The following is a 12,745-nucleotide window of genomic DNA, read 5'->3' on the forward strand; positions in this document are numbered from 1 at the left end:
AGACATGAGAGGGATACGTGGCAACGACCAACGACATCAAGAACGGCACCGTCCTGAAGATCGACGGCCAGCTCTGGAACGTCATCGAGTTCCAGCACGTGAAGCCGGGCAAGGGCGGCGCGTTCGTGCGCACGAAGATGCGCAACATCACTTCGGGCAAGGTGGTCGACCGCACGTTCAACGCCGGCGCGAAGATTGACACCGCCACCGTCGACCGCCGCGACTACCAGTACCTCTACAAGGACGGCAGCGACTTCGTGTTCATGGACACGGAGGACTACCACCAGATCACCATTCCGGGCGAGGCCGTCGGCAACGCCGCCAACTTCATGCTCGAGAACCAGACCGTGCTCATTGCGCTCAACGAGGGCTCGCCGCTCTACATCGAGCTCCCGCCGAGCGTGACCCTCGAGATCACGTACACGGAGCCGGGCCTGCAGGGCGACCGGTCCTCCGCGGGCACCAAGCCCGCCACCCTCGAGACGGGCTACGAGATCCAGGTTCCGCTCTTCCTCGAGACGGGCACCAAGGTGAAGGTCGACACGCGCGACGGCAGCTACCTGGGACGTGTCAACGACTAGTGAGCGCCCGCGGCAAGGCCCGAAGCCGGGCCCTCGACATCCTCTTCGAAGCCGAGCAGCGCTCGGTCGCGCCCTCGGAGGTCATCCAGCGGCGCCTTGAGCGCACGGACCAGCAGATCAATCCGTACACCGAGGAGATCGTCTCGGGCGTGGTCTCGAAGCAGGGCCAGATCGACGAGATCCTGCGCACCTACGCGCAAGGCTGGACGCTCGAGCGGATGCCCGCCGTCGACCGCGTGATCCTGCGCATCGGCACTTGGGAGCTGCTGTTCAACGACGAGGTCCCGGACACCGTCGCAGTGAGCGAGGCGGTTGCGCTCGCCCGCACGATGTCGACCGACGACTCGCCTGCGTTCGTGAACGGCCTGCTCGGACGGCTCCAGTCGCTCAAGCCCACGCTCCTCGCCTGAGGAACCGACGGCACGAGGGGCGGACAGCGCACGGCTAGGGCCGGTTCAGGGAGCGACGATCAGCGCCCTGAGCCGGCCCGCCTCGTCGAGATAGCCCTTCTCGGCGATGGCGTAGCCGGTGAGGTCCCGGCCGCTCAGGGCGCGCTGCCGCGTGTAGGCAAGCTCCGTCGCAACGCGGATGAACCGCCTCATGGCTGATGCCCGGCCTCGCGCAGCGGCCCAGCGGAGCCCTGCCCGACGGCCCCGCGGCGTCGCCAGCATGTCGACCTCGAGCGGCGTGAACCAGCCCGCAACGGCGTATTCGGTGAGCCGCCGATGCGTCAGGCGGGCGTCGGCCCGGCGGAGGAGGTAGATCCCCGCGACCGCGACACAGAAGAGCGGAACCTGGACCGCGACGTAGAGGAAGAAGAAGCTCTCGCCCGAACTGTTCCACAGATGGTGGAGCAGCATGGCCGGGACGAGCCCGACGACGAACGCCACGATCCCCAGCCCGGCGTTCCACCGCCTCGCCGCGAAGCCCAGGACTGCGCCGAGGGTCCCCGTGAACATCGCATGCGTGAAGGGCGAGAGGATCCCGCGCAGCATGAAGATGACCACGAGGCCCGTCGCCGAACCCGAGCTCTCCCCGCTGGCGAACGCGCGTCCGAAGTACAGGATGTTCTCCGTGAACGCGAACCCCGCCGCGATCGTCATGCCGTAGACGACCCCGTCCACGGGCCCGTCGAAGTACTTCCGTGCCGCGAGGAACAGGACGAGGAGGCCGATTCCCTTGGAGAGCTCCTCGACGAAGGGCGCCTCGACCGTCGCGAGGAAGGACAGCGTCGCGTCCCGGTCGGAGTGGATCGGCCCGAAGGCGGCCATGAAGACCGGCTGGGCGAGCGTCGTCGTCGCGACGGCGACGACGGACCCCCACGCGAGCGCGAAGGCAAGCAGCAGCTTGGGCTCGGGCTCCCAACGGTCCACGAACGCGACCGTCCCGAGAACGATGGCGAGCGGCACGAGGGAGAGCACGAAGCCGATCGCGAGGCCGCCCGTTCCGGTCGAGGAGAGCAGGAACGGCACCACGAGCGCGAGCCCCGCGAGGACGAGCACCCCGCCCGCCAACAGGAGGGCGGTGAGGCCAGGGGCTCGCGCGGGCCGGGGCTGCGGCGGCTGGGGCACATCCCAGAGGACCTGCTGGGGAAGTCCCGGGCGCCCGGCTCTCGGCGGCCACGGCGCGTTGCTCGTCATGCCCCAAGGCTAGCTTGGGACCGTCGTCAGGCGAGTGAGGGTCGAAACGTGATAGCTTGGAACTCGGTTCAGCCTTCACATCCTTTTAATTCCGTCCTGTGAGGCGGGGAAAGGGGTCTGCCTTGGCACCTGCCGCAGCAGACAACCGAGCGCCTCGGACCGCCGCCCCCGGGCACTACCCGGCCTCGGGCCGCGTCGTCCTGAGCGCAGCGGACATCGACCGCGCACTCACGCGTATAGCGCACGAGATCCTCGAGGCCAACAAGGGCCCGCAGGACCTCGTCCTCCTCGGCATTCCGCGCCGCGGCTACCCGCTTGCCGTTCGGCTCGCGCGCAAGCTCGCCGCCGCCGATCCGACCATCGCTGCAGAGCAGATCGTCGGCCAGCTCGACATCACGATGTTCCGCGACGACCTCTCGCGTCAGCCGACCAGACCGCCGTCGCCCACGAAGCTCCCGCTCCAGGGGATCGACGACAAAGTCGTGGTGCTGGTCGACGACGTGCTGTACTCGGGCCGCACGATCCGCGCCGCGCTCGACGCCCTCGTGGACCTCGGGCGGCCGAGGATCGTGCGCCTCGCCGTCCTCGTGGACCGCGGGCATCGGGAGCTGCCGATCCGAGCCGACCACGTCGGCAAGAACCTGCCGACGTCGGCCGCAGAGAAGGTCCGCGTCCGCCTCACGGAAACGGACGGGCCCGCGGATTCGGGGTTCCTCGAGGACCATGTCGCCATCGAGTCTCCGCTGGGGACGGAAGAGGAGGTGGCTGCGCGATGAAGCACCTCCTCTCGACCCGCGACCTCACGCCCGGGGATGCCATCGAGATCCTCGACACCGCCGAGGAGATGGCCGCCGTCAACGACCGTGAAGTGCGCAAGCTCCCAGCGCTGCGCGGCCGGACCGTCGTCAACCTCTTCTTCGAGGACTCGACCCGGACACGGATCTCGTTCGAGGCTGCCGCCAAGCGCCTCTCGGCCGACGTCATCAACTTCGCAGCGAAGGGCTCCTCGGTTTCGAAGGGGGAGTCGCTCAAGGACACGGCCCAGACGCTCGAGGCAATCGGCGCCGACGCCGTCGTCATCCGGCACTCGGCCGCGGGAGCGCCGCATCGGCTCGCCATGACGGACTGGATCCAGGCCGCGGTCGTCAACGCGGGCGACGGCACCCATGAGCACCCGACCCAGGCCCTCCTCGACGCGTTCACGCTCAGGCGCCACCTCGCGCGCGTCTCCGGGATCGCCTCGGCCGGCACCGACCTCGCGGGAGCACGGGTCGTGATCGTGGGGGACATCCTGCACTCCCGTGTCGCGCGGTCGAACGTCTGGCTGCTCACAACCCTCGGCGCCCACGTCACCCTCGTCGCGCCGCCCACCCTCCTGCCGATCGGCGTCGAGCACTGGCCGTGCGAGGTGAGCTACGACCTCGACGCGGCGCTCGGCGAGGCACCAGATGCGGTCATGATGCTGCGCGTCCAGGCCGAGCGCATGAATGCCTCGTACTTCCCTTCGACCGCCGAGTACTCGCGGCTGTGGGGCCTCGGCGACGAGAGGTTCGAGCGCTTCGGCACGCCAGCATTCAAGGACACGGTGATCCTCCACCCCGGCCCCATGGTGCGCGGCCTCGAGATCTCGTCGACGGCGGCCGACTCCGACCGATCGCAGGTGCTCCGCCAGGTCGCGAACGGCGTGTCCGTGCGAATGGCCGTCCTCTACCTGCTCATGTCTGCGAAGGAGTCCACCCGATGACCACTCCAAGCCCGGCCTCGAAGGCGTCCGCGTCGGGCGCCCCGGCCTCGGGGCGCGACGCCTACCTCGTCCGCGGGGCCTCGCTCTGCGGCGGCGAGCGGGCCGACCTCCTCATCGAGGACGGAAGGATCGCCGAAGTCGGTGCGATCGCCGCCCCGGCAGGAGCGGCAGTTGTCGATGCGGACGGGCTCATCGCGCTCCCCGGCCTCGTCGACGTTCACACGCACCTGCGGGAGCCCGGGCGTGAGGACGCCGAGACCGTCGAGACCGGTTCGCGCGCCGCCGCACTCGGCGGGTACACCGCTGTCCACGCGATGGCCAACAGCATGCCGGTGGCAGACACGGCTGGAGTCGTCGAACAGGTCCACCGGCTCGGCCGCCGAGCGGGGTGGGTCGACGTCCGACCCGTCGGGGCGGTCACCGTGGGGCTCGCGGGCGAGCGGCTGGCCGAAATCGGCGCGATGGCCGGTTCGGCCGCCCAGGTGCGCATGTTCTCCGACGACGGCATCTGCGTCCACGATCCCGTGCTCATGCGCCGCGCGCTCGAGTACGTCAAGGCGTTCGACGGCGTCGTGGCCCAGCACGCGCAGGAGCCGCGCCTCACCGCAGGCGCGCAGATGAACGAGGGCGTCGTCTCGGCGATGCTGGGCCTTCCCGGGTGGCCGGCGGTCGCCGAGGAGAGCATCATCGCGCGCGACGTCCTGCTCGCCCAGCACGTGGGCTCGCGCCTCCATGTGTGCCACGTGTCCACCGCGGGCTCGGTCGAGATCATCCGGTGGGCGAAGTCCCGGGGGATCGCGGTCACGGCCGAGGTCACGCCACACCACCTGTGGCTCACTGATGAACTCGTCCGCGGCTACGACCCGGTGTTCAAGGTGAATCCGCCGCTTCGCACCCAGGAGGACGTCGACGCCCTCCGCACCGCTCTTGCGGACGGCACGATCGACGTCGTCGGCACCGATCATGCCCCGCATCCGAGCGAGCACAAGGAATGCGAGTGGGCGCAGGCCGCGATGGGCATGACGGGCCTCGAGACGGCGCTCTCGGTCGTGCAGCACACGATGGTGGAGAGCGGTCTGATGGACTGGCGACGGGTTGCCGAGGCGATGTCCGTCCGTCCTGCGGGGATCGGACGACTCGAGGACCAGGGCCGTCCCCTCGCTGCGGGCGAGCCGGCAAACCTCGTCTTCGTGGACCCGGCGGCCCGCTGGACCGTCGACCCGGCCAAGCAGGCGACCAAGGGCCGGAACTCGCCGTTCGCGGGCCGGGAACTTCCAGGCCGCGTCGTCGCGACGTTCTTCCGAGGGCACCCGACTGTCCTCGACGGGGCCCTCAACGCCCCGCACCCGAGTGCGGCCGTGATGGCGCAATGAGCGATCACCTCCTGACGTTTCTCACGTCGGTCGTCTTCGCCGGGCTCCTCGTGCTGCTCGCCGCCGTGGGCTGGCGGGCGCGCAGGCGACGACAGGGCGGTGTTCCCGCGCCGAGCGCGTTCCCGTCCGACCCCGGGAACGAGCGCTTCCGTGCCGAGGGGCAATACGTCACGACGACGTCGGCGGGCGACTGGCTCGACCGGATCGCCGTGCATGGGCTCGGGCTCCGGACCCGAGCCGACGCCGTGGTGTGCGACGGCGGAGTCCTCTTCGACCGGGCAGGCTCCGGCCCCCTCTGGGTCCCTGCCCGGGACCTCGTGGAGGTGCGGCTCGGAAGCGGCATGGCAGGCAAGTTCGTCGAGCGAGACGGCCTCGTGGTGCTCGAGTGGCACCTCGGGGACAAGGCCGTGGACACCGGGTTCCGAACCCGACGACCAGAAGACAAGGCTGCCCTCGTGGCAGCGATCGAAGACCTCATGGGTGCAGGGCGCCGGGATGGCAGCTCGCCAGCAGAGCAGGAAGAAGAGTGAACAGTGACTGACAGGACGAATGAAGCCACGAACCACAGCACGCCCGCTGTACTGGTGCTTGAGGACGGGCGCGTGTTCCGCGGCCGCAGCTATGGCGCGGTAGGCACGACGCTCGGCGAAGCAGTCTTCGCGACCGGCATGACCGGATACCAGGAGACGCTCACTGATCCCTCGTACGACCGGCAGATCGTCGTCCAGACGGCGCCCCACATCGGAAACACGGGGGTCAACCCCGAAGACCCCGAATCCCGCCGCATCTGGGTGGCCGGATACGTGGTCCGCGACCCCGCGCGCCGTCCGTCGAACTGGCGCTCCGTGGGAAGCCTCGACGACGAGCTCGCCCGGCAGGGCGTCGTCGGAATCCAAGGAGTCGACACGCGCGCCATCACCCGGCATCTCCGCGAGCACCGGACCATGCGCGCCGGCATCTTCTCGGGCGAGGCGGCCCAGCGCAGCGACAGGGAGCTCGTCGACGAGGTGCTTGCGAGCGCACCCATGGAAGGCTCGCGTCTCGCCGAAGAGGTGAGCGTGGACGAGTCGTACACGGTCGAACCCAGCGACCACGGGTGGGAGGGCGAGCCGCGCTTCACGATCGCCGCCGTCGACCTCGGCATCAAGTCGATGACCCCGCACCGCTTCGCCGAGCGCGGCGTGCGCGTCCACGTCCTCCCGGCCAGCTCGACCCTCGAGGACGTCAAGGCGCTCAACCCGGACGGCTTCTTCATGTCCAACGGCCCCGGCGATCCGGCGACGGCGGACGGGCAGGTCACGCTCCTCCGCTCGGTGCTCGACGAGCAGATCCCCTACTTCGGCATCTGCTTCGGCAACCAGATCCTCGGGCGGGCCCTCGGCTTCGGCACGTACAAGCTCCGGTACGGACACCGAGGGATCAACCAGCCCGTCCTGGACCGGCGCACGGGCAAGGTCGAGATCACGTCCCAGAACCATGGCTTCGCGGTCGACGCGCCGCTCGACGGCCCGACGCCGGCGCCCGAGGGGCGCTACGGACGCGTCGAGGTGAGCCACGTGAGCCTCAACGACCAGGTGGTCGAAGGCCTCGCGTGCCTCGACATCCCCGCCTTCTCAGTCCAGTACCACCCTGAAGCGGCGGCCGGTCCCCACGACGCCGCCTACCTCTTCGACCGGTTCATCGAGCTGATGGAAGACCAGCGCCGAACCGAAGACCAGCCCGGAACCGAAGCCGCCCAGAGCGAGGAAGCGAAGTAATGCCGAAGCGTACAGACCTCAAGAGCGTCCTCGTCATCGGTTCCGGTCCGATCGTCATCGGCCAGGCCGCCGAGTTCGACTACTCGGGAACGCAGGCGCTGCGCGTGCTGAAGGACGAGGGCCTCCGCGTCATCCTCGTCAACTCGAACCCCGCGACGATCATGACGGACCCGGAGTTCGCCGACGCGACGTACGTCGAGCCGATCACCCCCGAGGTCGTCGAGAAGATCATCGAGAAGGAACGCCCGGACGCGATCCTCCCCACCCTGGGCGGCCAGACGGCCCTCAACACGGCGATCGCGCTGGACAAGAACGGCGTGCTCACGAAGTACGGCGTCGAGCTCATCGGCGCCAACATCGCCGCGATCGAGCTGGGCGAGGACCGCGAGAAGTTCAAGGGCGTCGTCGCGCGCTGCGGCGCAGAATCCGCGCGGAGCCAGATCATCCACACCATCGACGAGGCCATCGAAGCGGCGGAGTGGCTCGGCTACCCGCTCGTCGTGCGGCCGTCCTTCACGATGGGCGGCCTGGGCTCGGGGTTCGCCTATACGGAGGAGGACCTCCGCCGGATCGTCGGCCAGGGCCTGCTGTACAGCCCGACCACCGAGGTGCTCCTCGAGGAGAGCATCCTCGGCTGGAAGGAGTACGAGCTCGAGATGATGCGCGACAAGAACGACAATGTCGTGGTCGTGTGCTCGATCGAGAACTTCGACCCGGTCGGCGTCCACACCGGTGACTCCATCACGGTCGCGCCCGCGCTCACGCTGACCGACCGCGAGTACCAGAAGCTCCGGGATGTCGCGATTGCGGTCATCCGGGAGGTCGGCGTCGACACGGGCGGCTGCAACATCCAGTTCGCCGTCGACCCGAAGACCGGCCGCGTGATCGTCATCGAGATGAACCCCCGAGTCTCGCGCTCCTCCGCACTCGCCTCGAAGGCGACGGGCTTCGCGATCGCGAAGATCGCGACGAAGCTCTCCCTCGGCTACACCCTCGACGAGATCCCGAACGACATCACGCAGAAGACGCCGGCGAGCTTCGAGCCGACCCTCGACTACGTCGTCGTCAAGGTGCCGCGGTTCGCGTTCGAGAAGTTCCCCGCCGCGGACCCGACCCTCACGACCACCATGAAGAGCGTGGGAGAGGCGATGGCACTCGGGCGGAACTTCACCGAGGCTCTGCAGAAAGCCCTCCGCTCGCTCGAGCAGCGGGGTGCACCGCTCGACTTCACACCCGTGCCCGAGTACGAGGTGCCGCAGCTCGTCGAGCAGGCGAAGCGGCCGACGACGGACCGGCTCAAGCAGGTCCAGCGTGCGCTCCTCGGTGGGGCGACCGTCGAGGAACTCTACGACGCGACCTCAATCGACCCGTGGTTCCTCGACCAGCTCCAGCTCCTCAACGAAGTCGCGGCCGAGATCAAGGCTGCCCCGGCGCTCACGGAGGACGTCCTGCGCCTCGCGAAGCGGCACGGCTTCTCGGACGAGCAGATCGGCGCCCTCACCCACCACTCGGAGGCCGTCGTCCGCGGCGTCCGCCAGGCCCTCGGTGTACGCCCGGTCTACAAGACCGTCGACACCTGCGCCGCCGAGTTCGCGGCCTACACCCCGTACCACTACTCGTCGTACGACGAGGAGGACGAGGTCGGCCTCCACTCGAAGCCGTCGATCGTGATCCTCGGCTCCGGGCCGAACCGCATCGGGCAGGGCATCGAGTTCGACTACTCGTGCGTCCACGCCTCGATGGCGCTGCGCAAGGCCGGCTACGAGACCGTCATGGTGAACTGCAACCCCGAGACGGTCTCCACCGACTACGACATCTCCACGCGCCTGTACTTCGAGCCGCTCACGCTCGAGGACGTCCTGGAGGTCATCGCGGCCGAGGAGCGCACGGGCGGCGTCATGGGCGTCTTCGTGCAGCTCGGCGGCCAGACTCCGCTCAAGCTCGCGCAGCAGCTCGCCGACGCGGGAGTGCCGATCCTCGGTACGTCGCCCGAGGCGATCGACCTCGCTGAGCACCGCGGCGCCTTCGCGAAGGTGCTCGACGACGCAGGCCTCGTCTCGCCCAAGAACGGCACCGCCGTCTCGTTCGACGAGGCCAAGCGGATCGCGGACGAGATCGGCTACCCCGTCCTCGTGCGGCCCTCGTACGTGCTCGGGGGACGCGGCATGGAGATCGTGTACGACGAGGCGAACCTGCGCCGCTACATCGAGAACGCGACCGAGATCACCCCGGATCACCCTGTGCTGATCGACCGCTTCCTCGAGGACGCCATCGAGATCGACGTCGACGCGCTCTACGACGGCCGCGACCTGTACCTCGGCGGGATCATGGAGCACATCGAGGAAGCCGGCATCCACTCCGGCGACTCGGCGTGCGTCCTTCCGCCGGTCACGCTCGGCGAGGACGTCATCGAGCGCGTGCGTGAGGCAACGGCCGCCATCGCCGAGGGTGTGGGGGTGCGCGGCCTCATCAACATCCAGTTCGCCCTCGCGGCCGACGTGCTCTACGTGCTCGAGGCCAACCCGCGGGCTTCCCGGACCGTTCCGTTCGTCTCGAAGGCGACGGGCGTGCAGCTCGCGAAGGCCGCGGCGCTCATCGGCACGGGCGTGTCCATCCACCAGCTCCGGTCCGCCTACCAGATGCTCCCGGAGGCGGGCGACGGCGCGTCGATCAACCCGAACGCGGCGGTCGCCGTCAAGGAGGCCGTCCTCCCGTTCAGCCGCTTCCGCACGCCGGAGGGCACTGTCGTGGACAGCCTCCTCGGCCCCGAGATGCGGTCCACCGGCGAGGTCATGGGCATCGACAGGCACTTCGACACCGCGTTCGCGAAGAGCCAGGCAGGGGCGAACAACGCCCTGCCGACTTCCGGCCGCGCGTTCGTCTCGGTCGCGAACCGGGACAAGCGCTCCGTGATCCTCGGTGTCAAGAAGCTCGCCGACCTCGGCTTCGAGATCTACTCGACGGGCGGGACGGCCGCGGTGCTCCGGCGCAGCGGGATCCAGGCCACGGTCGTCCGGAAGGTGGGCGATGGTCCCGGGCCCGCTGGCCTGGACGGCGGCCAGGGCACGATCGTCGACCTCATCAACGACGGCCAGATCGACATGGTCTTCAACACGCCGTCCGGCGGGGACGCGCGCGGCGACGGCTACGAGATCCGCGCCGCTGCGACGTCGAACGGGAAGCCGTGCATCACGACAGTGGCCGAGTTCAACTTCGCGGTCCTCGCGATCGAGGCCATGCGCCAGTTCGAGTGGACCGTGACGAGCCTCCAGGAGCACGCTGCGCAGCTCCGGGACGCTCCGACGGTCGGCTCTGAGGCGACGGCCACGGAGCCCGCGGGTGTCTGAGCTGCCCGCCGCGATGGGGGAGCGGGGCCCCCTGTGCGTGGGCATCGACCCGCACCCGGCGCTCCTCGGGGACTGGGGACTCGCGGACGACGCCGAGGGGCTGCGCCGCTTCTCCCTCGCCGCCGTCGACGCGGTCGCCGACCTTGCGGCCGCCCTCAAGCCGCAGGTGGCCCTGTACGAGCGGCATGGCTCTGCCGGGATCGCGGTGCTCGAGGAGGTCCTGGCTGCCGCTGCCGCAGCCGGTGTGCTAACGATCGCCGATGCCAAGCGCGGCGACATCGGCTCGACCATGGCGGCGTATGCCCACGCGTGGCTGGGGGAGGGCTCTCCGCTGGCAGCCGACGCCGTGACGCTGAGCCCCTATCTCGGCTTCGGGTCCCTGCGGCCTGCCCTCGAGACGGCGGCTGCGACGGGACGCGGAGTGTTCGTCCTCGCCCTCACCTCCAATCCCGAGGGCGCGTCCGTCCAGCACACGGGCGGCGACCATTCGGTCGCGAGGACGGTGTGCGAGGCGGCCGCCGCGGAGAACGCACGCTATGCGGGCGAACCCTTCGGAAGCGTGGGGCTCGTCGTCGGAGCGACCGTGGGGGACGCCGTCGAGCGCCTCGGGCTGGACTTGGCCGCGATGGGCGGCCCGATCCTCGCGCCGGGAATCGGCGCTCAGGGAGCCGACGGAGACGCCCTCCGCTCGACGTTCGGCCCAGCGGCATCCCGCGTTCTCGGCACGTCGAGCAGGGATATCCTCGCAGGCGGTCCTTCGCGCTCTGGCCTTCGGGAAAGAGCCGAACGCACCCTGGCAGACCTGGCCTGAGCCCGGGTGGTGTTGCAGTACGGCATTGCCACGTTGAAGCTCGCGGACTAGGTTCGGAATCATCCGTGCGGGGGTGCGCGCGACAATCACAGTGGGAGACGAGCATTGGGACTCAACCCCTTGACCGCTGAAGAACGCAATCGGGCTGTGTCCAAGGCGACGGCCGCACGCGCACGCCGGGCCGAGGCGAAATCCGCCATCAGGGCGGGGACGCTGAGCCTCGACGAGCTCTTCCGGCTGGCCGACGAGGACGAGGCTCTCGCGCGCCTCAAGGTCACCGAGCTCCTCGAATCATTCCACGGGATCGGGCCCGTGCGCTCACTGGCCATCCTCGAGCAGCTCGGCATCGCGCCGAGCCGCCGACTGCGGGGGCTCGGCGTGCACCAGCGCCGAGCGCTGATAGATTTCCTAGGGGCCGACTGACGCTTGGGGTGGAATGACCCGCGGCGACCGGCTCCTGGGCAGACGGGTGCCCCCAAGGCGGGGCACCATCAATACAGCGCCGCAACAGGCGGCGGAGGGAGCTAGGGAACAGGCGTGGACACCACAACGGGCGCACCCACCGACGGAGGCCCTTCGGCGCGCTCCGAGAAGCACACGGGACTCACGGTGCTCGCGGGGCCGACTGCAGTCGGCAAGGGGACCGTCTCGACGTACATCCGCGACAACTACCCTGAGGTGTGGCTCTCGGTGTCGGCGACGACCCGGCCTCCCCGCCCCGGCGAGCAGGAGGGTGTGCACTACTTCTTCAAGTCTCCCGAAGAATTCGATCGGCTCGTCGAGGAGGGTGCATTCCTCGAATGGGCCGTAGTCCACGGGAAGAACCGCTACGGCACGCTGCGCGCCTCCGTCGAGGACGCGATAGCGAACGGCAAGGCCGTGCTCCTCGAGATCGACCTGCAGGGCGCGCGGCAGGTCAAGGCCGCCATGCCCGAGGCACGATTCGTGTTCCTCGCACCGCCGAGCTGGGAAGAGATGGTGCGCCGGCTCGTGGGCCGCGGCACCGAATCGCCCGAGGAACAGCAGGCGCGACTGGAAACGGCTAAAATAGAACTCGCTGCCGAGCCGGAGTTCGATTTCACTGTCGTCAATGACGACGTGCGCCGCGCGGCAGACGAGCTTGTTTCACTCATGGGCCTGACCCCGCACGCGCGCCAGTCGGCGCGCTAGAGGGCTGTTCAGGCCAACCGCACAGCGCATTGGAGATAGTCCGTGACTTCGAATCCCGAAGGAATCATCAACCCGCCGATCGACGATCTGCTGACGAAGTCCGACTCGAAGTACGGGCTCGTGATCTTCGGGGCCAAGCGGGCCCGCCAGATCAACGCCTACTACGCCCAGCTCCACGAGGGCCTCTTCGAGTACGTCGGCCCGCTCGTCGACACGAAGCTCAACGAGAAGCCCCTCTCGATCGCACTCCGCGAGATCAACGACGGCCTGCTCGTGGCCAAGCGCGCCGAGGGCGACGCCGAGTCCCAGGACTGAGGCCCGC

General features: G+C 69.2%; 13 protein-coding genes. 12 read left to right on the top strand and 1 reads right to left on the bottom strand.

Going from position 1 to position 12,745, the window contains the following annotated elements:
• Positions 1-17: 17 nt before the first annotated feature.
• Together efp and nusB are read left to right on the top strand one after the other, a co-directional pair.
• Positions 18-581 (top strand): elongation factor P, encoded by a 564-nt coding sequence (gene efp, locus E6A21_RS11390; protein ID WP_138444259.1) that lies wholly within the window; start codon positions 18-20, stop codon positions 579-581.
• Complete coding sequence (nusB, locus tag E6A21_RS11395; protein WP_138444260.1) at positions 581-991, top strand: transcription antitermination factor NusB; 411 nt, start codon at positions 581-583, stop codon at positions 989-991. Before efp ends, nusB begins: the two co-directional genes overlap by 1 nt.
• A gap of 45 nt (positions 992-1,036) precedes the next feature.
• Here the strand turns inward: nusB and E6A21_RS11400 are convergent, their stop codons facing one another.
• Positions 1,037-2,221 (bottom strand): PrsW family intramembrane metalloprotease, encoded by a 1,185-nt coding sequence (locus E6A21_RS11400; protein WP_138444261.1) that lies wholly within the window; start codon positions 2,219-2,221, stop codon positions 1,037-1,039.
• A 122-nt stretch (positions 2,222-2,343) separates the two neighbouring features.
• Here E6A21_RS11400 and pyrR point away from each other — a divergent pair, with 122 nt between their 5' ends.
• From pyrR to rpoZ, 10 genes are all read left to right on the top strand, one after another.
• The gene (pyrR, locus tag E6A21_RS11405; RefSeq protein WP_138444262.1) at positions 2,344-2,997 is read left to right on the top strand and encodes a bifunctional pyr operon transcriptional regulator/uracil phosphoribosyltransferase PyrR; all 654 of its coding nucleotides are present in this window, start codon (positions 2,344-2,346) and stop codon (positions 2,995-2,997) included.
• Positions 2,994-3,965: an aspartate carbamoyltransferase catalytic subunit gene (locus E6A21_RS11410; RefSeq protein WP_138444263.1), complete on the top strand. Its 972-nt coding sequence runs from the start codon at positions 2,994-2,996 to the stop codon at positions 3,963-3,965. The genes pyrR and E6A21_RS11410 overlap by 4 nt, the downstream gene beginning before the upstream one ends.
• Complete coding sequence (locus E6A21_RS11415; protein ID WP_138444264.1) at positions 3,962-5,338, top strand: dihydroorotase; 1,377 nt, start codon at positions 3,962-3,964, stop codon at positions 5,336-5,338. The genes E6A21_RS11410 and E6A21_RS11415 overlap by 4 nt, the downstream gene beginning before the upstream one ends.
• Positions 5,335-5,868 (top strand): PH-like domain-containing protein, encoded by a 534-nt coding sequence (locus E6A21_RS11420; RefSeq protein ID WP_138444265.1) that lies wholly within the window; start codon positions 5,335-5,337, stop codon positions 5,866-5,868. The genes E6A21_RS11415 and E6A21_RS11420 overlap by 4 nt, the downstream gene beginning before the upstream one ends.
• A 3-nt stretch (positions 5,869-5,871) precedes the next feature.
• Positions 5,872-7,095 (top strand): glutamine-hydrolyzing carbamoyl-phosphate synthase small subunit, encoded by a 1,224-nt coding sequence (carA, locus tag E6A21_RS11425; RefSeq protein WP_138444266.1) that lies wholly within the window; start codon positions 5,872-5,874, stop codon positions 7,093-7,095.
• Positions 7,095-10,442 (top strand): carbamoyl-phosphate synthase large subunit, encoded by a 3,348-nt coding sequence (gene carB / locus E6A21_RS11430; protein ID WP_138444267.1) that lies wholly within the window; start codon positions 7,095-7,097, stop codon positions 10,440-10,442. The genes carA and carB overlap by 1 nt, the downstream gene beginning before the upstream one ends.
• A gap of 13 nt (positions 10,443-10,455) precedes the next feature.
• Positions 10,456-11,253, top strand: coding sequence for an orotidine-5'-phosphate decarboxylase (gene pyrF / locus E6A21_RS11435; protein ID WP_138444334.1), 798 nt, complete (start codon positions 10,456-10,458; stop codon positions 11,251-11,253).
• A gap of 105 nt (positions 11,254-11,358) precedes the next feature.
• Positions 11,359-11,676, top strand: coding sequence for an integration host factor, actinobacterial type (mihF, locus tag E6A21_RS11440; protein ID WP_138444268.1), 318 nt, complete (start codon positions 11,359-11,361; stop codon positions 11,674-11,676).
• Positions 11,677-11,862: 186 nt separating this feature from the next.
• Entirely contained in the window at positions 11,863-12,423 is a 561-nt protein-coding gene (gene gmk, locus E6A21_RS11445; protein WP_246036417.1) for a guanylate kinase, read from the top strand.
• Positions 12,424-12,465: 42 nt separating this feature from the next.
• Positions 12,466-12,738 (top strand): DNA-directed RNA polymerase subunit omega, encoded by a 273-nt coding sequence (rpoZ, locus tag E6A21_RS11450; protein ID WP_138444270.1) that lies wholly within the window; start codon positions 12,466-12,468, stop codon positions 12,736-12,738.
• The last annotated feature ends 7 nt before the right edge of the window (positions 12,739-12,745 follow it).

This window comes from Sinomonas susongensis (assembly GCF_005877005.1).
Lineage (GTDB): Bacteria > Actinomycetota > Actinomycetes > Actinomycetales > Micrococcaceae > Sinomonas > Sinomonas susongensis.

Excerpts from the sequence above, each read along its gene's own strand:
- E6A21_RS11420 (WP_138444265.1), top strand. The coding sequence starts at position 5,335 with ATGAGCGATCACCTCCTGACGTTTCTCACGTCGGTCGTCTTCGCCGGG.
- E6A21_RS11415 (WP_138444264.1), top strand. The coding sequence starts at position 3,962 with ATGACCACTCCAAGCCCGGCCTCGAAGGCGTCCGCGTCGGGCGCCCCG.
- pyrF (WP_138444334.1), top strand. The coding sequence starts at position 10,456 with ATGGGGGAGCGGGGCCCCCTGTGCGTGGGCATCGACCCGCACCCGGCG.
- carB (WP_138444267.1), top strand. The coding sequence starts at position 7,095 with ATGCCGAAGCGTACAGACCTCAAGAGCGTCCTCGTCATCGGTTCCGGT.
- E6A21_RS11400 (WP_138444261.1), bottom strand. The coding sequence starts at position 2,221 with ATGACGAGCAACGCGCCGTGGCCGCCGAGAGCCGGGCGCCCGGGACTT.
- E6A21_RS11410 (WP_138444263.1), top strand. The coding sequence starts at position 2,994 with ATGAAGCACCTCCTCTCGACCCGCGACCTCACGCCCGGGGATGCCATC.